The sequence below is a fragment of the uncultured Algimonas sp. genome, from assembly GCF_947498175.1.
Classification (GTDB): Bacteria; Pseudomonadota; Alphaproteobacteria; order Caulobacterales; family Maricaulaceae; genus Litorimonas.
The window spans coordinates 283,369-305,101 of sequence record NZ_CANMJB010000004.1 but is presented as its reverse complement, the minus strand read 5'-3'; the positions used below and the strand labels follow the sequence as shown (position 1 = coordinate 305,101).

The 21,733-nt window shown below is 59.6% G+C and carries 21 protein-coding genes and 1 pseudogene; 12 read left to right on the top strand and 10 right to left on the bottom strand.

Annotation, left to right across the window (positions count from 1 at the left end):
• Window positions 1-163: 163 nt before the first annotated feature.
• The gene (locus Q0718_RS08500; RefSeq protein WP_298916333.1) at window positions 164-961 is read left to right on the top strand and encodes an SDR family oxidoreductase; all 798 of its coding nucleotides are present in this window, start codon (window positions 164-166) and stop codon (window positions 959-961) included.
• On the top strand, window positions 955-1,881 hold the full coding sequence (locus Q0718_RS08495) for a Gfo/Idh/MocA family oxidoreductase (protein ID WP_298916330.1): 927 nt from the start codon (window positions 955-957) through the stop codon (window positions 1,879-1,881). Before Q0718_RS08500 ends, Q0718_RS08495 begins: the two co-directional genes overlap by 7 nt.
• Window positions 1,882-1,894: 13 nt before the next feature.
• Here the strand turns inward: Q0718_RS08495 and Q0718_RS08490 are convergent, their stop codons facing one another.
• From Q0718_RS08490 to Q0718_RS13690, 6 genes and pseudogenes are all read right to left on the bottom strand, one after another.
• Entirely contained in the window at window positions 1,895-3,400 is a 1,506-nt protein-coding gene (locus Q0718_RS08490) for a hypothetical protein (RefSeq protein ID WP_298916327.1), read from the bottom strand.
• Between the two features lie 7 nt (window positions 3,401-3,407).
• On the bottom strand, window positions 3,408-4,871 hold the full coding sequence (locus Q0718_RS08485; protein WP_298916324.1) for an MBOAT family O-acyltransferase: 1,464 nt from the start codon (window positions 4,869-4,871) through the stop codon (window positions 3,408-3,410).
• A gap of 190 nt (window positions 4,872-5,061) precedes the next feature.
• Complete coding sequence (locus Q0718_RS08480) at window positions 5,062-5,595, bottom strand: hypothetical protein (protein ID WP_298916321.1); 534 nt, start codon at window positions 5,593-5,595, stop codon at window positions 5,062-5,064.
• Window positions 5,596-5,755: 160 nt separating this feature from the next.
• On the bottom strand, window positions 5,756-6,031 hold the full coding sequence (locus Q0718_RS08475; RefSeq protein WP_298916318.1) for a hypothetical protein: 276 nt from the start codon (window positions 6,029-6,031) through the stop codon (window positions 5,756-5,758).
• Window positions 5,991-6,719 (bottom strand): SGNH hydrolase domain-containing protein, encoded by a 729-nt coding sequence (locus Q0718_RS08470; protein ID WP_298916315.1) that lies wholly within the window; start codon window positions 6,717-6,719, stop codon window positions 5,991-5,993. Before Q0718_RS08470 ends, Q0718_RS08475 begins: the two co-directional genes overlap by 41 nt.
• Before the next feature lie 76 nt (window positions 6,720-6,795).
• Window positions 6,796-6,876, bottom strand: a pseudogene (locus Q0718_RS13690) (hypothetical protein); the annotation flags it as partial.
• Window positions 6,877-7,270: 394 nt separating this feature from the next.
• Between Q0718_RS13690 and Q0718_RS08465 the strand changes: the two are divergent.
• The 6 genes from Q0718_RS08465 to Q0718_RS08440 all read left to right on the top strand — a co-directional run bounded on the left by Q0718_RS08465 (window position 7,271) and on the right by Q0718_RS08440 (window position 12,540).
• The gene (locus Q0718_RS08465) at window positions 7,271-8,089 is read left to right on the top strand and encodes an SDR family oxidoreductase (protein WP_298916312.1); all 819 of its coding nucleotides are present in this window, start codon (window positions 7,271-7,273) and stop codon (window positions 8,087-8,089) included.
• Between the two features lie 28 nt (window positions 8,090-8,117).
• Window positions 8,118-8,822: an acylneuraminate cytidylyltransferase family protein gene (locus Q0718_RS08460; protein ID WP_298916309.1), complete on the top strand. Its 705-nt coding sequence runs from the start codon at window positions 8,118-8,120 to the stop codon at window positions 8,820-8,822.
• Window positions 8,815-9,579 carry an acylneuraminate cytidylyltransferase family protein gene (locus Q0718_RS08455; protein ID WP_298916305.1) on the top strand — a complete coding sequence of 255 codons (765 nt, stop codon included), beginning with the start codon at window positions 8,815-8,817 and terminating at the stop codon, window positions 9,577-9,579. The genes Q0718_RS08460 and Q0718_RS08455 overlap by 8 nt, the downstream gene beginning before the upstream one ends.
• Window positions 9,580-9,873: 294 nt before the next feature.
• A complete protein-coding gene (locus Q0718_RS08450; RefSeq protein WP_298916302.1) occupies window positions 9,874-10,992 on the top strand; it encodes a DegT/DnrJ/EryC1/StrS aminotransferase family protein in 1,119 nt (372 codons plus the stop codon).
• A 232-nt stretch (window positions 10,993-11,224) separates the two neighbouring features.
• A complete protein-coding gene (locus Q0718_RS08445; RefSeq protein ID WP_298916299.1) occupies window positions 11,225-11,650 on the top strand; it encodes a DUF2793 domain-containing protein in 426 nt (141 codons plus the stop codon).
• A 233-nt stretch (window positions 11,651-11,883) separates the two neighbouring features.
• Window positions 11,884-12,540: a hypothetical protein gene (locus Q0718_RS08440; RefSeq protein ID WP_298916296.1), complete on the top strand. Its 657-nt coding sequence runs from the start codon at window positions 11,884-11,886 to the stop codon at window positions 12,538-12,540.
• Here Q0718_RS08440 and Q0718_RS08435 read toward each other — a convergent pair.
• The 4 genes from Q0718_RS08435 to neuB are packed head-to-tail and all read right to left on the bottom strand — an operon-like array spanning window position 12,534 to window position 16,830.
• Window positions 12,534-13,946 carry a hypothetical protein gene (locus Q0718_RS08435; RefSeq protein WP_298916293.1) on the bottom strand — a complete coding sequence of 471 codons (1,413 nt, stop codon included), beginning with the start codon at window positions 13,944-13,946 and terminating at the stop codon, window positions 12,534-12,536. The genes Q0718_RS08440 and Q0718_RS08435 overlap by 7 nt on opposite strands.
• A 42-nt stretch (window positions 13,947-13,988) precedes the next feature.
• A complete protein-coding gene (locus Q0718_RS08430; protein WP_298916290.1) occupies window positions 13,989-14,609 on the bottom strand; it encodes an acetyltransferase in 621 nt (206 codons plus the stop codon).
• 10 nt (window positions 14,610-14,619) lie between these two features.
• Complete coding sequence (neuC, locus tag Q0718_RS08425; protein ID WP_298916287.1) at window positions 14,620-15,783, bottom strand: UDP-N-acetylglucosamine 2-epimerase; 1,164 nt, start codon at window positions 15,781-15,783, stop codon at window positions 14,620-14,622.
• Complete coding sequence (gene neuB / locus Q0718_RS08420; protein ID WP_298916284.1) at window positions 15,784-16,830, bottom strand: N-acetylneuraminate synthase; 1,047 nt, start codon at window positions 16,828-16,830, stop codon at window positions 15,784-15,786. It lies immediately after the preceding gene.
• Window positions 16,831-17,119: 289 nt separating this feature from the next.
• Between neuB and Q0718_RS08415 the strand changes: the two genes are divergently transcribed.
• The 4 genes from Q0718_RS08415 (at window position 17,120) to Q0718_RS08400 (ending at window position 21,732) form a co-directional block, all read left to right on the top strand.
• Window positions 17,120-18,109 (top strand): polysaccharide deacetylase family protein, encoded by a 990-nt coding sequence (locus Q0718_RS08415; RefSeq protein WP_298916281.1) that lies wholly within the window; start codon window positions 17,120-17,122, stop codon window positions 18,107-18,109.
• Window positions 18,110-18,135: 26 nt separating this feature from the next.
• Window positions 18,136-18,942, top strand: coding sequence for a hypothetical protein (locus Q0718_RS08410; RefSeq protein ID WP_298916279.1), 807 nt, complete (start codon window positions 18,136-18,138; stop codon window positions 18,940-18,942).
• 414 nt (window positions 18,943-19,356) lie between these two features.
• Complete coding sequence (locus Q0718_RS08405; protein ID WP_298916276.1) at window positions 19,357-20,568, top strand: polysaccharide biosynthesis protein; 1,212 nt, start codon at window positions 19,357-19,359, stop codon at window positions 20,566-20,568.
• Window positions 20,569-20,571: 3 nt separating this feature from the next.
• Window positions 20,572-21,732 carry a DegT/DnrJ/EryC1/StrS family aminotransferase gene (locus tag Q0718_RS08400; protein ID WP_298916273.1) on the top strand — a complete coding sequence of 387 codons (1,161 nt, stop codon included), beginning with the start codon at window positions 20,572-20,574 and terminating at the stop codon, window positions 21,730-21,732.
• The last annotated feature ends 1 nt before the right edge of the window (window position 21,733 follow it).

Here is a 21,733-nt window from a genome sequence, read left to right as displayed (position 1 = left end):
ACGGACCTCTATTCCGGAAACGGTCTTGCCTCGCCTCGTAAGGCTCCCCTACACTGCGTCTGGGTCCAATCAACAAGACCGAAACCGTCACGCTCCCACTCGATATATGGACCGGCCGAGAGACGCGGTTCCTTCGCCAGCCTGACTTAATCCGAGACTATAGATGAATCATTCGCTCAAATCTCTTCTGAACTTGTCTGGACGGACATTCCTCGTCTCCGGTGGGGCGGGTCTGCTGGGATCGCAGATCAGCCATGGCCTGGCGGAGCAAGGGGCCAACGTGTTGGTGGCGAGTCGGGATGCGGAAAACTGCCGGTCATTCGCCAAAGGACTCGCTGAAAGCTACGGCACGGATTGCCGCGGCTACGGGGTCGATATCGGCGACAGCGAAGCGGTCGAAGCCCTTCGCATCGCCGTGACCGACGATTTCGAGACGCTGGACGGTCTCGTCAACTGCTCCGGCTTCGGCAAGAAGAATACATGGGAGTCGATCAGCGAGGAAGACTGGCTGTTCGACATCAACATCTCGCTCAACGGCGTGTTCCGCATGACGAAAGCGTTCGAGCCGCATCTGAAATCGCCCGGCGGCGTCATCCTGAACGTGGCCTCCATGTACGGTCTCGTCGCGCCCGACCACCGCATGTATGACGGCGAGCGTTACGCCAATCCGCCCTCCTACAATGCGGCCAAGGGCGGCGTGGTGCAACTCAACCGCTATCTGGCCAGTTTCCTGTCGCCCAAGGGCATCCGCGTGAATGCGATCAGCCCCGGGCCCTTCCCTTACGAATCCACGCAGAAGGAAAACCCGGCCTTCATCGAGCGCTTGGGCGAGAAGACGATGGTCGGGCGCATCGGCCATCCGCACGAGGTCAAGGCGGCCGCCGTCATGCTGTGCACGGATGCGGCCAGCTACATCACCGGTCAGAACATCAGCATCGATGGCGGCTGGACCGCATGGTAGCCGAGGTCGACGCGCCGTTGCGGCTCGGCATGGTCGGCCTGAGCCCCGGCAACGGCCACCCTTTTTCGTTTTCGGCCATCGTCAACGGCTATGACGAAGACGGCATGGCGACTTCGGGATGGGACGGCATCCACCGCTATCTCTCCCGTCAGGACCGCGCCGACATCGGATTGCCCGATGCCCGCGTCACCCATGTCTGGACGCAGGAACGGGATCTGTCGCGAACGATTGCGAAGGCGTGCCGGATCGAAACGGTCGTGAACGAGCTGTCCGACATGACCGGAACCGTCGATGCGGTCGTCATCGCCCGCGACGACCACTTGCGTCACGCGGAGATGGCCATGCCGTTTCTCGAAGCGGGACTGTCCGTCTTCGTCGACAAGCCGCTCAGCCTCGACCGCGCCGATATCGAAGCCTTCCGGCCCTATCTGGCGTCCGGCAAGCTGATGAGCTGTTCGGGGCTGCGGTTCGCGCGCGAACTGGACGACTTTCGCGGCCAGCCCGATCTTGTCGGCAATTTGATGTCCATCCAGTGCGCGGTCATCAATGGCTGGGACAAATACGGCATCCACATGATCGACGCCGCTCTCGGGGCCTTCCCGCATCTCGACCCGAAATGGATCGTGCGGAACGGGGCCACGCGAACCGTCGGCTGCGCGGGGAGCGAGACGCTGTCCATTGCCAATCTCGGTCCCGAAGGCCCGTTCTTCGGATTGCAGATCAGCGGATCGAAAGGCGGTCGCCAGATCACCATATCCGACAATTTCACCGCCTTTCGCCGGACCCTGCAGCGCTTCGTCCGGCAGGCCAGAACAGGCGAGCTGCAAGTGCCGCTCGACCAGACGATGAAGAGCCTGTCCGTGCTGGTGAGCGCGGCCGACATACCCGACGGCACTCTCGTGCCGATCGAGCGGCTCTAGCGGTCCTGTCGCCTTAGCGCGGCGTCAGGGGCGGGAGTGTCAATCGTTCGGCGGCAAGATGGCGCTCCGTGCGGCCATTGGCGGTGCGCTGCAGCGATCCGTCCTCCATCAGGCTGACCGTGCTGGTTGCGGGCAAGGCATCCGTCGTCCCGTCCGTGCGCTCGGTCCAGCCTGACTCGGTAAATTCCACGGTTCCGACGGCGCTCTGCTGCTTGCGGCCGTCGGCAAATCGCCGGATGAAGGTAAACGTCACACGTCCGTCGTCCTCGCGCATGTAGGTCCATTGATTGGACCGCTCTCCGTTCGACTGGATCAGACGGATCTTGCCCGCCAGCGGCCTGAAATAGATGACATCGTCGGGTTCCCCGGGCGTTTCGCGCAGGAAGAAGCGCGTTGCGAGAGCCTCGAACGGACCGTCCAGATCGACGCTGTTGTCGGGTCGGGTGGAAACGGGAGCTTTGCGCGGGACGAAGCGGCTCGTTGTCGGCACGTCATAGCCCAGACGTTGGAGCTCGCCGAGCAATGCGACGGAATAGGTTTCAGCACCATAGGCGTTGAAATGGGTCAGATTGTAGAAGTTGTCGGCCGCTTTCTCGATATCCTCGAACGTGTCGATGCAAACGACAGCGTTGGAAGTGCACAGTTCGCGCCAGATATCGTCATAGCTGTCGAGCATCGGCCCAAGACCGCCTTTATCGAACACCGGCCGGTAGAGAGGGCTGCGGAAGAAGGCGGTGGGGACATCGTATAGTTTGGTGACGGAGATCAGTTTCTGCAGCCTTTCCTTGGCGAGCTCTCTCTTGGAAGCGATGTCGGCCGGCGTGAAATTATAGGTCGCGGGTGGTGCCTGAAGGGTATTGACCACGGCGTCGTCGCGCGTAGGGCCGTCCCTGTCCGATAACATAGACGGCGTATGCACTCCCCAGGGATGTCGCAGGAAGTACTGGAATAGCGACGATGGCGGCTTGCCGGAATCGTCCGGAGGGCAGGTCCCATCCTGAAACCATTGACGATTGGGCGGGTTCGGCCCGTTGATCGAGGGAATTTCGTTCACGACCGGAATCTCGACTAGAAGCAGGTCCGGCGACAGATCGTGGGCGACGAGCTCACACAGGAAAATACCCAGACTGCGCACATCATAGGCTGTGATGGCCACATTGCCGATGTCGATCGGCGTATCTGAGACACGCGTCATGGCTGCGGCCAGATTGGCGTTCTGCGACACGCCGAAGCCATACGAGACAGACGACCCGGCCAAGATGATATCCGGCGCGTCCGACCTTTCCATACGGGATTTGGCGTACAGCCCGATCAGATCCGCCGCGCCGTTGATGTCTACATGACGGGCAATCAGCCTCGGATCGTCGCGGGGTATATTATCGGCGATGGCACGTACATTCGGCCCACGGCTGACAAAACTATTCTCGACATACCGCGCGGTTCCGGCGGCGAACAGCACATGCGCACCGACAAAGGTGAGAAGGGTGATGGCTCCGGCAATGATGACTCGCTTGGACATGGTCTGCCTAGAAATTGAAGTATATGAAGGAGGACGGCTCGAGTTCCATCGAGGAGAGGGCGATATAGAGCGCGAGCGCCGTCATGACCGGCAACAACCAGCGCCGACGCCAATCGCGTTTCATATAATGTCCTGTCGGCCAGGCCTGACCGAACAGGAGCGCATGGCGACGCGAGCCTAGCCATTGCAGGGCGTTGGGCGCGAAGAATGCGACGAGCGCGGACAGCCCGACCGCAATCATGCCGAGCCGTTCTTCGCCGATGGCGACGAAGAGAGTCTTCTCCGTCTCCGATCCGAAGATGGAGGACAGGATCGTCCAGCTCGCGTCCAGAGTTTCGGCCCGGAACGGAATCCAGGCCAGCGCCGCGCAGACGAATGTGACGCCGACCGCCATGACCATCGGGAGCGGTGGGATTGCCTTCAGCAGAGGAAGGCGGCGGTTAAACGTCGAAACCAGAACCATGAGCGCATGGGCGACACCCCAGACAACGAAAGTCCAGCCCGCCCCGTGCCAGATGCCGATTAGGATGAAGGCGAAGAACAGGTTGAGCGCTTGGCGTGCAACGCCTTTCCGGTTGCCGCCGAGCGGAATGTAGATGTAGTCCCGCACAAAGAAGGACAGGGAGATATGCCAGCGCCGCCAGAAATCCGCGATCGAGCGCGACTTATAGGGCGAGAAGAAGTTCATCGGCAGGTAGAGTCCGAACATTCGCCCCAGGCCGAGCGCCATGTCGGAATAGCCGGAAAAATCGAAATAGAGCTGGAAAGTGTAGGCCAGCGTCCCGAGTATGGCGTCCGACTGGCTGATCGGCCCAACCAGGGCCTGTGCGAAGACCGGGTCGGCCCAATTGGCGAGCCCATCGGCCAGAACGACTTTCTTGAACAGTCCGAGGGCGAACAGAAACAGTCCGGAGGAAAAGAGGACGATCAGTCGCCGCGTCGGGACACCGCGCAACATTCCTTTGAGTTGCATTTCGATCGATGCATAACGCACGATCGGCCCGGCGATCAGTTGCGGAAACAGCGATACATAGGCTGCATAGGTGAAGGGACCGGAGCGTGCGGCATCGCCGCGCTTCACGTCGACCAGATAGCTGATCTGCTGGAACGTGTAGAAGGAAATTCCCAATGGTATGATGACGTTGCCGAGAATGTCGGAGGCGATGTCTCCGCTCGTGAAGATGCCCAGCACGAAGGCGGCATATTTGAACCAGAACAGCAAGGCGAGATTGAGCGCGACGCCCAGTTTCAACACGCCGCGGCGGTGAATGATGAAGCCCAAGGCATAGTTGACCGCGATACTGCCGAGCAGCAGCGGAAGGTAAAGCACGCTCCAATAGCTGTAGAAAATCACGGATGCCGCAAGCAGCAGCGCACCGTTGGCACGTGGAAACATCCGGTTCACGATCAGGAACAGAAGATAGGTGATCGGCAAGAACACCCACACGAAGTCGAAAGAACTGAAGACCATGCGTTGCCTGTGCCAAAAGGTGCGGATGCGTGCCTTTGAGTTGTTCAGATCGCGGTGACGCTAGACCGAAACCCTCACGGATGCCGTACCGCTTCGGCTTCGCTCGAATACGCCGCGCCGGACCCGATAGGCAAGGGCGCACTCGCGGTCCGGGGTAAAGATGCCCGTTCAACCGCTGGGTGACGCACGATCATTGCCCACGGTTCGCATCTCTTATCGAAACATCGAAAACGGTGACAGCGAGCGTGTCTGTTCCCTCAGGTTGGGTGCTCGGTCTGACGATGACCTGCATGGTGGACGGCGTGGGCGGGCTTGCGGTTATCATGATTACGGCCCATTGGCTGTCCAGTCTGAAGATCTCGAGACCCTCGATGGCTGCTTTGCGCGTGGAACGTGCCATTCCCAGAGCCGAATTGACATTGGCGGTGTAGACGCGCGGTGTATCTCCCTTGGCTGCGTAGATGGTGCTGAAATTCGTTGTCTGCGCGGAGTTGCTGGACGGGATGATGCCGAACACGGCTGTATGGTCTTGGCCGGCTTCGACGCCCGACACGACCCAACGGTGATCCTGTATGCGGTCGGGATCGATGTCGCGGATGACGATCGTGTCCGCGTCGAGTGTTACGTCGGCTGTGCCTCTTTGTGTCGAATGTGTTCCGACCGCGATGTTCACGCCGGGTTTGAAGGCGCTTTGCGGCATCGTGGAAACGGTCGCCGTGTCCATGCTAGGTCCCTGTGCCGGGTCTGTATAGAACAAGGCGAACACCGCCCCTGCCGCAACGAGAACGACGGTCGTCAGCTAGAGAATGCCTTTCACGGGCTGGTCCTGAGGCGCTTTGTCTTTCGTGACCAGCGTGGCTCCCATCGTGTGGGCTCCGTTCATGTCAATCGAGACGCAGGCGGCCTGTGGATTTCGCTTTTGCAACAACCTCGATGGAAGCCTGTCGGCTGAAATGCGAATTATCGACGAGGATTGGCCATCCTTGCGTATCGAAATGACTGCATAGCGTTACATCGCTTTCGCATATGACGTCGAACAGCGAGATGTAATTCACCCGGGTTTCGGTCAATTGATGCGCCATCTGCGCGTCGAGGCTGGTCAGCCGGGCATCTAGGGCCTCATCGAAAGCGGCATCGATGTCTTCGTCGGACTTGTCCATTATCTCGGGATAAATGGTCGGCATGTTCAGAACATAGAAGGGAGGCGGGTCCCACGACGTGAACTTCGCCGTCATAGATCTCCGACAATTCGATGGCCCATTGGCCCAAAAGTCGGGCCGAATCCCTTTCGCCTCGTGTGCTCAGAACTACGGCGTGGAAGGGACAAAAGTTGTTGGTGTCCTCCATCCAGTCGAGAATGGCACGGCAGGCCTTTCTCACACCGGCCGAGTAGCCTCTCACGAGCGGACAGCTACTGCCTGAAACTTGGCTGAAATGCGTTTCCGGAAAGGCGCTTCTCAATCCGGCCATGAGGTGGGCGGAGTGGGAATCACCCATCACGATCACATTTTTCCGGCCTTCCTCCGATGCCATGCATTTCTGGGTCAATGTGTCCATGTCGCTGTCGTTTCTCAGCCAACATCTCTCGACCTCGGATGCCTCTCTAAATCTGAAATTTTGCTCGGCCAGTTTCGTTTTATATTCTGCAACGGATTTGGGAATCCGACTTGGAAGGCCGTCGCTGATCCGGATGACGGCGCCCGTCAGGCCGATCACAACGGAACCGGCCAGGAATGCCATGAGCAAACGGTTGGGGGACGCCAGAATTCGTCGCTTTCGCAGGCGCTGTTCGACATAGAAATACGACAGCACGGACAGGCCGACCGACAGGGCGATCCCGCCGGCCATGATCGCCGCCGACGCGCGTGAACAGCAACGCCGGCACCATAGGCGGGAACAGCCATCGGACCCGGCGTTCATAGAAAGTCTTGTAGAATTCTTTCGAGCTGCCCTCGTGCTTGACGATCAAGGTGGCGATCAGAAAGCCCGAAATGACGAAGAACACGTCGACGCCGACATACCCCTCCCTCCCCCGGGGGGGATCGCCGAGACGTTGGCGTGAAAAAGGACCACGGCTCCGACCGCGATGGCCCGCAATCCATCGATGTCTCTGCGATATGCGATCTTCATGACGACGCCTTAATTTCCTTTCTCGCACTTCAAAGGCCTCAATTGCGCTACATTTGGAAGACAGACTTTTAACCGAAAAGCGGCGAATGACTTCGCAACGAAATCGTCTCCGCCAGAGTGCGTATTATATTGCGGCAAGAGAGGAACACCCGCCCGTTGCAACACTTGCGTCGTCTTTCCGACTGTCATAACGGCTTCGACGTAATGTCTATGACCGTTACGAACGGCGCTTTCGACACTGGCACCGGAAACACAGCGAGCGGCTACTCATGGCAAATTCGAAGTTTTCGCTATCCGGACAATGCGTGGTCATCACAGGTGGATTGGGAATTCTGGGTCGGCACATGGCTCTAGGGTTTCTGGACGCCGGAGCCACAGTGGCGCTGATCGACATGATGGACGATACGCCCGCGCGCACGCGCGAAATGTTCGGGGAGCAGGCGGAGTCCGGGCGTATCAGGGGCTTTGCGTTCCGGATCGGTTCGGAGGCGGATAATGCCGGGATCACCGAAGAGATTGCAGGCGCGATGGGGCCGATCCACCACCTGCTCAACAATGCGGCTTCCAAGGGGCCGGATCTGCTTCGTTTCATGGCCGGTCCAGACGATATGGACGCGGAGGTCTGGAACGCAGTCATGGACGTCAACCTGTCGGGCGCATTCTTTCTTTCCCAAGCGATGGCGGCACACATGCGAGAGCATGGTGCAACTGCCTCCATGACCTTCGTGTCCAGTATCTACGGCTCGATCGCACCGAACCCGTCCCTCTATGCCAGCTCGAACTATATGGGTACCCAGATCAACACGCCGCCGATCTACTCGGCCTCGAAGGGGGGTGTTGTCAGTCTGTCGCGCTATCTTGCGGGATACTGGGGCCGCAACGGCATTCGCGTGAACACACTGACGCCGGGTGGCGTTCAGTCCGGCCAGAACGACGCGTTCGTCAGCCAGTACGAGGCGCGCACGCCGCTTGGCCGCATGGGCCGTGTCGAAGACCTTGTGGGGCCGGCCGTTTTCCTCGCCTCTCCCGCCGCAGGCTACATTACCGGCACAAACCTGTTCGTCGATGGAGGCTTCTCGTGCTGGTAAAGACAGTCACTGATTCGGGAGGGCGGTGATGTCCGTCATCCCCGCAATTATACCGGCAAGAGGGGGCTCCGTCCGCCTGCCTGGCAAGAACCTCATGGAGATCGACGGACGTTCCCTGATCCAGATTGCGATCGAGGCGGCCGCGCCTGTCATCGGCTTGGACAACATCTATGTCAGCACCGATCACGAGCCCACGAAAGCCGAGGCTAGGCGTCACGGGGCAGGCGTCATTGACCGTCCCGAGCATTTGTCCGGTTCGACCGCAACCGCAAAGGCGGCGGCGCTCCACGCCCTGGACATTCTCGGAAACGGCTATGATCGTTTCGTCTATCTGCAGCCGACCTCACCCCTGCGCCTGACCCAGGATATCAGAGCCTGCGTCGATTTGTTCGAGACGGTCCGCTGCCATACCGTCGTGAGCGTCACGGAAAGCGAAGTCACCCCGGGACGTTTCTGGGCCAAACGCAAAGAGATCATGGAGCCTTATTTTGAAGCGGCCGATCCATTCAAAAGGCGCCAGGAACAGGAGAAGGCCTATGTTCCCAACGGAGCGGTCTACGTCTGCGATCGTGAAAGCTTCCTCGCCTCCGAGAAATCGAGCTTCCTGATGGATCCGACCTATGCCTACGAAATGCCTCATCACCGTTCCATCGATATAGATACCGATTTTGACCTGACCCTCGCCCGGGTCTGGATGGAAAAGGCTCTGGCCGATGAGGGAACAGATGCATAGCGATGCTACCGATCCGGGCACATCCCCGAATATCCTTGTCTTCGTGCCTGCGCGTGGCGGCAGCAAGGGTATACCGAGCAAGAATCTGCAAGGGCTCGGCAATGGCTCGCTCCTGCACTGGGCGGTCGCGATCGGCCAGACGGTACCGGACACGATGGGTGTCTGCGTTTCGACGGATCATCCGGATATCGCTCAGGCGGCCCGCGATAGCGGCGCGGAGGTGCTGGACCGTCCCGACGAGATATCGCAGGATCATTCCACTGTAGTGGAAATGCTCCACTATCATCTTGATGCAATGGATGCCGAAGGGACGACACCGGACATCATCGTCTATCTCGAACCCACCTCGCCGTTCCGGACACTCGAAGAAATCATGGCTTGCATTGCGGCGTTGGATGCGGGCAAGCTCGATGCCGTGGCGACGTTCCAGGCTTTAAGCTATCATCCGTCGTGGCTGGTCACGGTCGATGAACATTGTTGCGTTCAACGCTTAATGCCCGGCCGGGACGCGTGGAACGTTGCCGAGTCGGAGGATGCCAGCTACGCCCTGACAGGGGCGGTCTATGTCTTCCGCGTTTCCAGCTTCCGTGAAGCGCGACCCAAGGGCATATTCTTCGGCAAGACGGGTCATCTCGTTCAATCCAGCCCTGCCATCGACATCGACACGCCTTTCGAACTCGATACCGCGCGCGGCATGCTGGACTATTATGAACACCCCTTCTTCACGTCCCTCGGCCTTATCGGCGATCCTGGTTAGAACTCCAGCTTACGGTTTTGGCTGCCGTGTCAAAAGCCCCGTGAGTTTCGTGATGACGGTTTAAAGCCGTCATGACAACGATCGTGACCGGCGCGCGATGCCTCCGCGACATATGCGTATCACGGTTTGGGACCTGAATATTCCAGTCGCGAGGACAGCTCCGGGTCCAGGTCCATTTCCGACTGTGATTGTAATGGTGTGCGCAATAAGGTGATTGGGAATTGCGCTCCGGCGCTTTATCGAGACCCGGCTTGCCCTGCGCTCTCCAGAACGGGCACGACCGGAGTTCTCTTCATGCAGTTTATCGATCTCCACGCTCAGCAGGCACGCCTGAAGGATGACATCGATGCGGGCATTGCGGACGTGTTGAGGCACGGACGCTACATCCTCGGCCCGCAGGTGGGCGAGCTGGAAAAACGACTGGCCGAGTTCGCTTGCGCCGATCATGCACTCAGCTGCGCCAACGGAACCGACGCGTTGCTGTTGCCGCTGATGGCATGGGGTGTCGGTCTGGGTGACGCCGTGTTCTGCCCGTCATTTACCTATCACGCGACGGCCGAGGTGATCGCCCTTCTCGGTGCCACACCAATCTTCGTCGACATTGATCGCGACACCTACAATCTTTGCCCGGACAGCCTGAAACAGGCGATCGCGAACGTCCGAGCGAAAGGCGAGTTGACGCCGAGAGCCGTCATCGTCGTGGACTTGTTCGGTCAGTGCGCCGATTACAAGGCCATTACACCGATCGTTCGAGAGTCGGGGATGAAGCTGGTTTCGGACAGCGCGCAAGGTTTCGGTTCAACTCTGGACGAACGCCACCCGGTCGCTTGGGCGGATGTGCAGACGACGAGCTTCTTTCCGGCCAAGCCATTGGGGTGTTACGGCGACGGCGGGGCTCTGGTAACGAACGACGCGGCGTTGCTGGAGGTGTTGCAGAGCTTGCGTTTCCATGGGCGAGGGGAAGAGCCTTTCGATAATAACCGGATCGGCTTAAACTCCAGGCTCGACACGATTCAAGCAGCGATCCTATTGCCGAAATTGGCTGTTTTCGCTGAGGAAATCGTCGCTCGCAACCGGATCGCGGCGCGATATGACGAAGGTTTGCGGAACCATGTTTCCCGTATCCCAGTCATTCCGGGCGGCGTCATATCGACCTGGGCGCAATATACGGTCGAGGTGTGTGATCCAGCTGCGTTTTCAAAAGCCCTATCCGAAGTCGGGATCCCTACGGCACGTTATTATCCACGCCCAACACACCGACAAACCGCTTATGCCGACTTCCCGACGGTCGGAAACGGATTGCCGGTCACAGACCTGGTGTCCCGCGTCTGCATTAGCCTGCCCATGCACGCCTATCTTAAACCGGAAGATCAGGACAAAGTCATCGAGGCAGCCCTGGCAGCCATGCCCTAGCGCTTTTCTTCGGTAGACGTAGATTGCCATGCCTTTCGGCAGATCGCCCAGTCTCGGCCCGCGAAGCATGAAGTCCGGACACACTGCCAAGACCCATCCTCGTCCAAGCACATGAGGGTTCGACAACAACTTGTTGTTTACAAACCGTTTTGCAAAGATTTTCAGATATTCGATCCTCGTTGTCGGAACAGGGTCTACCATAGGGTCTTCGATAATTCTGGAGAGCCCTTTCATGACCACGCCGCGCCTGTCCCTTCCCACACCCGCCCCGGCGCAAGCCAAACACATCATTGTCAAGGAAGCGCTGACCACTCTCGACGCCGCTGTGCAACTGACCTTGGCCGGAGAAGCCCTCGAGCCGCCTGCAAATGCCGCGGATGGAGTTTGCCTGCGGGTTTCCGCCGATGCAACCGGTGCGTTCGCAGGCCGCGATGGCACCGTCGCCGCTCGCGCGCTCGGGCAATGGCGTTTCCTCGAGCCGCAGTCAGGGTGGCGCGCTTGGGATATGGAGACGGGGACGATCCTGGTTTTTGATGGCATGGACGGGTTGAATGGGGCGGTGGAAGGAGCATGCCCGATAGCCTCTCACACCTCGGCATCGGCACCGATGCGGACTCACTCAACCCCCTGTCCGTACGCGGTGATTCCACGCTGTTGAGCGCAGGGAATGGAGGGTCTCACCGATTGTCGATAAACCGTGCTTCATCACGGGATAGCGCGTCCGTCCTGTTTCAAACGGGCTTTGTAGGCAAAGCTGAGATCGGCCTGACACAGGGCGGGGGCCTCGCATTTCGGGCTCATACGGCCCAGTCTGGATGGGTCGACACGCTCAGCGTTGATGCGGATAGCGGCACCGTCAGCGCCAACGGCCTCTCGACAGGTCGAAGCATAGTGCGCGTATTCGGCCCGGGAACGGGACAATATGCCGTACCGGACGGGGTCGTAGCGTTGGATGTGGTCGCGCAAGGCGGTGGGGGCGGTGGTGCGGGCGCACATGTGCCGAACGTATCCGTCCTTGCCGGGGCCGGCGGCGGGGGTGCCGGGGGACATGTCAAAGCCCGCATCACTGGCAGTGCGCTGCAGCAAAGTTATACCTACACGGTCGGTGCGGGTGGCGCAGGGGGCCTGTCCCTGCCTGCGGCCGGAGAAACCCGCTCCGGTGAGGATGGAGGCGATACGCAGTTCGGCTCCGGTGTGGCCGCTGTCTTTGCCAGCGGGGGCATGGGGGCACCGGAGCGCATCGCCAATGGCGGCTATCGCCACTATCTTCCAGGAGAGGGCGGTTCGGCTTCAGGTGGTGATCTCGCAATTGCCGGACAGCCGGGATCCAGCGGCACGACCTATGGATCGCTCAATGTGATCACAGGCAGTCAGGCCGGAGGCTCGACCCTACTCGGCGGGGGCGGAGTGCCGCGCCCTGGCAATGGCTTGGACGCGACAGGTTACGGCGCAGGCGGAGCCGGGGCTGGAATGACGCCGAAGGTTGTGCTTGCCGCATCTGGCGGGGCCGGGTCGGATGGCGTCCTTCTGCTGACCGAATATTATTGAGGGTCGGTAGACCTTGGACCATGATCATCGAGTGCATCAAGACGGTCCTCGACGGCGGCGAGACGTTCGGACATCAACTCCAGCCCGCGTGCTTCGATGAGTCGGCGGCGTCGTTCAAATATGTGTTGCCAGCGCCGCATCCGTAGCCGCAGGAACACAGCCGTGGCCAGACTGAGCAGAAGGGCTGTCAGAGCAATGGCGACCGCGGCGAATTTGGTTCCTTGCAGCCCGGTTATGACTGCTAGAACGGCTATTGAGAGTCCGATCATCACGGCCATTCCATGCCGTGTGGCCTCAAGCCAATCAAGCGTTTCGACGAAAGAGGCGAGAAGCCTCCGGACGGCATTCAAATATAGTGGAGTTTGCTTCGAGTCGGATGAACTCGAATAGATGGGTTCCGCGGATGCGGTTACGGAAACGGCGTCGGCGTTCAGCTCTCCGATCATGGCATCAAGCGCAGAGTAATGGCGATCCAAATAGCCGTCCACCGGGAGCACGGAGCCGGGCTCCTGCACCAACAGATCGGTCGCTTTTCGCCGGAGGAGCGTTGATGCCGCTCTGTGCGCCCAATGGGTGCTGCCCTCCGAGCCTGCGGCCATCAAGCTGATACCGATCGTGTCGATCGTCGGGTTGCGTCTCTGTACGACGATCGTTGCTGCGACAGGCAGACCGAGCGTGGTAAGCACATTGCCCAAAGGTCGCGATTGTCCGTTCCGCCAGAGCGCATCGGAACCCCCTCCCATCGGTACGCTGTGGATCCGATCTGGCGCTATTTCCCCTAAGGCGTGGCGCGCCAGCGGACCGAGCTCTTCCGGGACCACCAGATGCGCGCCGCGCCGTAATTGCCCCGCCATCATGCCGATCAGCTGCTGTGCGGCCGGAGTGGCTCCGAACTGACCGGCCCCGTCCGCGCAAACCACCAAGCCAGGCGGCAGGATGTCAACGAAATCCGTGTCGGCGAGAGCCGAGCCGAGAATCACCGGCACAGGCTGGTCGCGGATTGCTCTTTGCCGCGCCTCGGCCGTCTGTGGTCCGGAGCCGACAATCAGCACCGGACGGTTGCCGATGAAACCGCGCAGGTCCGACACGGAGCGCGGCCAGTGCCGCGCAGCCCGCGTGCCTTCTCCCAATTGTGTCGCTACCCATCGATTGAGCGTATCGGACGCGCTGATGTCCATAAGCGGATCGACGGCCAAACCCCGTTCCAGCCGGTCACGCGGCGCACCGATGGTTTCCGCCTGGTTCCAGAGCAGAAGCGTATCGGCGCAGTCCGGGTCGGCGACTTCGCCGACTTCAGGAAGCAAGACGCGCCCGCCCGTTCCCGAAACCCAAGGCGCGAGATTCCACCGCTGGAAACGGCGCAATCGCTTCAGATCGTCCGGCGTATCGATCGCTGGCCATGCCATGACAATTGGCCAGGCGGTCAATCTGTCTTCGGCAGAAATAACCTAATCCCACGCTTTCGCCGGGCGGCCGAAGTAAGTCCGGTCGTCGGCATAGTCACCCAGCAGCAGGCTGCCGGCTCCGATCGTCACGTTAGAGCCGACACGCGCGCTCTGTCGGGCTACCGTTGCTGTGCCAAGCAGGCTATGATCGCCGATCTCTACGCCACCAGACAAAGTGCAGCCCGGCGCGACATGGACATGGTCTCCGAGCTTTACGTCGTGGTCCAGCACTGCGCCCGTGTTGACGATAACGTTGACTCCCGTGCACACGCCGGGATTCAATATCGCACCTGCCATGACGACTGTGCCCGCGCCGAGAGTGACGTCCCCGGCCAGGATAGCCGCTGGATGGACGGCTGACATCGGTTCAAGACCGGCCTCGAGGGCCATGGTCCAAAGCTTTTCGCGCAAGCCGTGTCCGCCCCGCACAGAACCTACGCCGACGATGAAATGCAGGTCTTGATGCGTGTCGGCCAATGAACCTAACTGCGCATCCGTTCCGACTACGCCCGGCGCGCCAGGATCGCGGTCGATGAACCCGAGCGCCGCATTGCCGCTGCGCTTCAGAACGTCCGCGAGCACGCGCGCATGACCGCCCGCGCCGAGAATGACGACCGGACTCATGTATCCCGGCTCATGCGAAAACTCCGATGTCGGCGAAGGCCTTCCCCGCCGTGGGTGAATCGGACAAGTAAGCCGCGATCGCGTCGGCGATGACCGTGCCGGCCTTGCCGTCGCCATAGACGTTCCGAAAATCCGTTCCTCTCCGGGATAGCGCTTCGGTGAGGGCCGCGCGGATGTTCTCGATACGGCCGTACGTGTCGACGATGTTGGCCGAGCGTTCCCGACCGGCCTGACGGTCGCCGATATTGACCACAGGCAGTCCCGCGCTGGCGGCTTCGATAATGCCGGAACTGCTGTTGCCGAGCATGGCCTGCGCATGACGCATCGCCGTATAGTAGGCCGTTGCGCCAAAGCTCTCGATTTGAACGATATTGCTATGACGTGCGGCAAAGCGGTCAATATTCGCCTGCACCTCAATTCCGCCCGTATCGGCATTGGTCCCGGAAAAGACGATCCTCTCCGGGCGTTCTTGCAACACGCTCAGCAGCGCTTTCAATTCCCGCATGGAGGTATCAGTCTGCAGCGTGACGGGATGGTAAGTGACCATCAGGAATGGCTCATCCAGTGGAAAGCCGAAACGAGTCTCGAATTCGTCCGCCGTCAAATTCGGTGTTGCCGAAATGCTGTCAAGCGCGGGAGCTCCGGACGTCACGATGTGCGCCGCAGGCTCGCCCATTTGGCGGATGCGCCGAGCCGCGGTGGGTGTGGCCGGAAAATGCAGATGCGCCATTTTCGTCAGCATATGGCGAAAGACATTGTCAATCGCGCCTTCCGTCTCCTCTCCGCCGTGAATATGTGCAACGGGAACGCGAAATGGTATTGCGGCCAACGCCGCGCTTAGCATCTCGAACCGGTCGCCCAGCGTCAGGAGCAAGTCGGGACAGCGCGTTTGCAAGACATTTGCCAGACCTTCGGTCGCGCGGGCCATGCTATGGGCAACGGCATGGGGGCTATCGTCGTCCTCTTCCAAGCATGAGAACCGGCCCGCAATGTCGTAGCCGCTCTGTTCTACGGCTGGCAGGGAGACGCCGTGCCGCGCGCTCATATGCATGCCCGTCACGATCAATTCGGGGGTTAGCGCCGGATGGCTGTCCAGCGCGCTCAGCACGGAACGATAGATGCCGAAGTCGGCGCGCGAGGTCGTCAGGACCCAGACTGTGGAGGGTGCGCCCACTTAGCCGAGCTGGTCAAGCGAGACGAGCGTGTCGGACGGAAGGTCGGACCGTGCGGTGCGGCCCACGACCCAATCCAAGTGTTTCGGCGCCAGACCCGTGCCAGGGCGTTTCATCACGAGATCCGTGCGCGCGATGGTCTCGCCCGCCTTGATGTCGCGCGCGACGACGATGGACCTGCGGGCGACTTGGGCGGTCTCAGTCTCGGACGGTTGAGGGCGTTTTACGCCGTCGCCGATGGAAGTTTGCACGATCCGGATTTTGCGTAACAGATCACGAAATTCGTCCGGGTCGAGCGAGGCCTTGTGGTCGGGACCTTCCATCGCGGTGTCGAGAGTATAGTGCTTTTCGATGATGCGCGCGCCGCGCGCCACAGCCGCGAGGCAGACGGCGTCACCAAGTGTGTGGTCGGACCATCCGGTCGGTTTACCGAAAGCGGTCGAGATCGTGTCTATTGCGGCGAGGTTCGCCTCTTCCGGGGCGGCCGGGTAATCGGAAACGCAGTGCAGAATGGCGAGCGACGGATCGCCTGCCGCTTCGACCGCGCGCACTGCGTCCTCGACCTCGGCCATCGTCGCCATACCCGTACTGATGATCATGGGCAGGCCTTTTGCGGCCATGTGCGATAGTAGCGGCAAATTGGTGAGATCGCCGGAGCTGACCTTGTAACCCTGCACACCGACCGATTCCAGCAAGTCCGCAGCCGCTTCGTCGAACGGGGTCGATAGAAAGACGATGTCTTTGGCATCGCAATGATTCTTGCAGGCACGCAGGTCGGCCTCGGACAGCTCCAATCGCTTGAGCATGGACAGCTGGCTTTCGTCGATTTGATGGTTGCGCGACTGATAATTGGCCTTGCGTACGGTCCGAGTGACAAGGGCTTCGGCCGTGAAGGTCTGGAACTTCACGGCGTCCGCCCCCGCCTCGACCGCGATATCGATCAATTGATGGGCAAGATCTAAAGAGCCATTATGATTGACCCCGATTTCGCCGATGACGAAACAGGGCGCGTCAGGGTCATCGAAGGTTTGGATAAATCTGGAAGGCATCATCAGCTTTTTTCAAGGTGTTATAGACACGGACGGGTCGCGGGCCAAACACGGGGCGAGCTCGATATGACCTATATGGAAAAACTGCGCAACCGCGCGAAATTGGATCGGGGAGGTCAAAAGCGAGTCCGGTAGATGGGCTCCGCACCCGATACCTGGTTGTCTTTTGACGGATCCGCTGCTAGCGGCCATCGGTCCAATCTTCGGCAATGGAACCGGGGCCTGCACATAATTGCAATGACCGATCCAGCCATGGGTGTGAAGCCAAATTCGTATGAAGCCAAATCCTATGAATGAGAGCGCGCCGGGTGAGGCCATCTTGCCTGTCAGCCCGGTCTCGCATGCTGCGGCTTTCGGAATCATGGCGCATCATCTGCATGACGACGCGCTGCCGCCAACGGCGCAAGGGTCCATGTCGTCCGATGAATTCGCCGTTATGCTTGATTACTTCGGGTCCAGACTGCTCCCCGCGCGGGAATGGTTGGAGAGATGCCGCGCAGGTGCGCTGCGCGACGAGATCTGCATCACTTTCGACGATGCGCTGCGCGGACAATATGATGTGGCCTTGCCCATTCTGGAAGCGAAGGGCCTCACAGCGTTATACTTCATCTACACAGGCATATATGAGATCGAGTCGAGCGACGAAGCGAGCGTTCTGGAAACTCATCGATACTTCCGAAACGTGCATTTCAAAAACGTCGACGACTTCTACGCGGACTTCCACACGATCGTTTCGCGATCGTCGCACGCCGACATCGTAGCCGCGCGCGTTGAGCGTGATTTCGATCCACAAACTTATCTGTCGGCCTATCAAGTTTACAGTTCGTCGGATCGCCTGTTTCGTTTTGTGCGTGACGAAGTGCTGGGACCGGAGGCTTACAGAGGCATGGTTGACGACATGATTGTCACAGCCGGCCTGGAGAAGGGTGATATCGCCGAACAGGTCTTTCTTTCGGAAGACCATATTCTTACGCTGCACGACCGTGGGCACGAAATTGGGCTTCATTCCACCACTCACCCCACGCGCATGGAAAATCTTAGTCGCGACCATCAGTTCACCGAATACCGCCGCAACTCACTGAGCATCGAACGCATATGTGGGGAAACGCCGAGAACGATGAGCCATCCATCCAATTCCTACAATGCGTCGACACTTGATGTTCTTGTCGAACTGGACGTGGATGTCGGCTTTCGCGCCGATTGCGTGCAAGGCGGGCTGTCGCCCATGTTGGAACTTCCACGCGACAATCACACCGACTTGATACATTCCATCGATTGAAATCTCTCAGACAAAGCTGCACCGATATGACTGCTTCCGCGCCCGTTGATCCGCTACGCCATCCGCTGGTCGTGACCATGAACCACCCGCGGCACCAATATCTGCTGAGCCGTCTGGCTGAGCGTTGCGACAGCGTTACGGTCCTGCAGGAGGTTACGACACTGTTTCCCGGCGCGCAGCGCGGTTTCATCCGCAAGTCGGATGTGATGAAGACCTATTTCGCCCGCGTCAGGGCCGCCGAGCGCGAGGTGTTCGGACAACCTGGTCTGCAGTCTTCGGGGCTGCGGACCCTCCCCATGGCGTTCGGCGACATGAATCATCTCAATGCGTCGCTAGCGGACGATTTGGCCCATTGCGACTGTGCCGTCGTTTTTGGTGGGGGTTTCATCAAGGGATGGCTCGCAGAGCATCTGATCGGACTGAATGCGGTGAACATCCACATGGGTGTATCGCCCTACTACCGCGGCAGCTCGTGCAATTTCTGGGCGGCTTATGATGGACGCTTCGACATGATCGGAGCTACGCTGCACCGGTTGTCAGACAAACTGGACGGCGGCGAAATCCTCCGCATTGTCCGGCCGGACTTTCAGTCGGGCGACTATTTCACGGTGGGAATGGAAGCGGCGCGGGCTGCAGTCGACGGGGTTGTGGATCTGATCGAGACAGGTGACATTCTGAACAAATCGGGCAAGCCGCAGGACGCGTCACTGGAGCTCCGCTACAGTCTCAACAAGGAGTTCACGGACGAAATTGCAACGGCGTTTCTGGACAATGTTCCGACTGCCGAAGCTATGCGTGCAAGTATGGATTCGGCCGCCGGCGCGGTTCCCTGAAGATATCCTCTCGATCCGTGATGACAGGTGCAGGCTTGCCGAGGCAAGCTTGTCGGATCGGGAGAATTCCGTTTCAGTTCATTTATATTTTCGCAGCGCCATGGCTTGCTGCCCTGCAAAAGCAACGGTTCTCAGCGGTTCCGTCAGAACATCCTAAACCGGTCTGAAATCAGCGGTAAAGCCGGTAAGGGAAAGCGAGTAGGATTGCTCGACTTAAGCCGATTTTCCAAAGTGCCTGCATGTAAGCATCCGACAGGCCGACACGACGGCTTCAAAAAGAGCGTTTAGGCGTCAACAGGTTTTGCCGCACCTTGTCGGCGTGACGCATTCTTGCTAGTCGAGCGGTGTCGCTGAGATCCCGCCATTTTCAAATGTGGCCCGAACGCAGCCTGATTTTAATCTTTCGGACCATCCATGTCGATATCTTCCACTGCCACGCATCGTGAACGGTCGATGTTCTCGCACGATGTCCAGGCTTGCGACGAAGCAATTTGCGAAGCGGTGACAGGCAAGCGTATTCTTGCGGTCGGCGCTGCGGGGTCGATTGGGTCGGAAACCGTCAAGGTTCTGGCGGGCTACGCGCCGGCGGCCCTGCATGTCGTCGACCAGAACGAGAATGCGCTGGCTGAGTTGGTGCGACAGTTCCGGTCCCGCCCCGGCGTACTGAAGACCCAGGATTTCCGCACTCTGCCGCTTGATTACGGCAGCGCTGCCATGCTCCGCCTGATGGAGCAGGAAAACTACGACCGCATCCTGAACTTCGCGGCGATCAAGCATGTACGTAGCGAAAAGGACGTCTTCTCCGTGCTGCAGATGCTGGACACCAATATCGTCAAGCAGGCGCGGTTCCGAGACTTCATTGTCAGAACCAACCCGGATGCCGACTATTTCAGCGTCTCTACCGACAAAGCCGCCAATGCGGTCTCCTTCATGGGCGCGACCAAGCGGATAATGGAACACGTACTTTTCGACGGCGCCCGAGAGGCCGGGCTGACAGGCAAGGTTACGACGGCACGTTTTGCCAATGTCGCTTATTCCAATGGTTCTTTGTTGCAGAGCTTCCAGAATCGCCTAGCTAGCGGACAGGCGCTCGCCGCGCCCGACGGCATCCGCCGTTATTTCGTCAGTCTGGAAGAGAGTGGGCAGATTTGCATGCTGGCTTCCATCATTCCGGATCACGAGCAGATCGCCGTGCCCAAGCTCGATCCGCAGAAACACCTCGTGACACTGCAGTCAGTCGCCGAAGCATTTCTTACAGCGCACGATCTCACTCCGCGTCTCTATGACGATGAAGCCGAGGCCATCCGAGCTGTCGGGTCCTGTCGCGCCAGGGGCGAATGGCCGCTATTGATCACCCCGTCCAATACGGCGGGCGAAAAGCCCTATGAAGAATTTGTCGGCGAAGGCGAAGCCTACCGAGAAATCGGACTGAGCGCGCTGGGTGTGGTGACCTACAAGGCCCCAAGGACGGCAAGCGTATCCGGTCTGGTGTCAGATCTGATCCGTGTGGTCGGAGGCGAAAACAAAGCCGATAAGGACGAGATCAAGGCGATGATTGCCCGTGTTGAGCCTCGCTTTCTCGAGGCCCACATCGATAGCAAGTCCAATCTGGACCAGCGAGCCTGATCCATGGCCGAACTTCCATTCATTCCCCTTGCTGTCCCGAACATCACCCAAGCCGAAGGCGACAATTTGCAGGAGTGCATCCGCACGACCTATGTCTCCACGGTCGGCGCCTTTGTCGGCGAATTGGAAGAGGGTGTGGCTAAGCTGTCGGGAACCAAACACGCTGTCGCCATGGGGGCCGGCACGATGGCGCTGCACATGTCGCTGCACGCATTGGATATCGGGCGTGGAGATTTGGTCATCCTACCAAGCTTCACTTTCATTGCTTCGGCTAATTCCATCGCCCATGCAGGCGCGCGGCCCTGGCTGTTCGATATCGAGGCTGACAGCTGGACGCTTGATGCGGCGAAGGTTCGGGCCGGATTGGATGCCAAGGTAGAGAGGCGCGGCGAAGATTGGTTCCATGTCGACACGGGCGAGCGCCTTGCCGCTATCATGCCAGTCTACACTCTTGGTACGCCGGCTGATATGGACGCGATCAACGCGATTGCGCGCGATTACGGGATTCCGGTTATCGCCGACGCGGCTGCCGCCATAGGGGTGGATTACAAGGGCCGTCCCATCGGGCAGTGCGCGGACCTGACCTGCTATTCCTTCAACGGCAACAAGACAATCACCAGCGGCGGCGGCGGCATGGTGGTGGGTGACGACGATGCGTTACTGACCCGGATCAAGCACGTCTCCACCACGGCCCGCGTTTCCACGGACTATGATCATGACGAAGTCGGCTACAATTACCGCATGACGAATCTGGAAGCCGCAGTCGGCTGCGCGCAGCTCGAACGCCTGCCAAAGTTCCTCTCTGCCAAACGCCGCATCCGGGCTACCTATGATGAAAAGCTGGCCGGGCTGCCCGGAGTCAGCCCGTTCCCTTATCCGAATGACCGGCAGAGCACCTGCTGGTTCTCGGGCATCGTGGTGGATGAGGCGATCCAGCCGTCTGCTTCCGAAATCTGCGACGCGCTGATGAACCGTCGGATCCAGGCTCGGACCTTCTGGAAGCCCGTTCATCTGCAAAAACCTTTCGCAGACGTTCCGTGCGAGGACCAATCGGTCGGCGAGGGCGTCTGGGGCCGCATCGTGACCCTGCCCTGTTCGACCCAGCTGACGGCAGGTGAGCAGAACCGCGTCATCGAAACACTCAAGGAAATCCTCAGGGTATAGG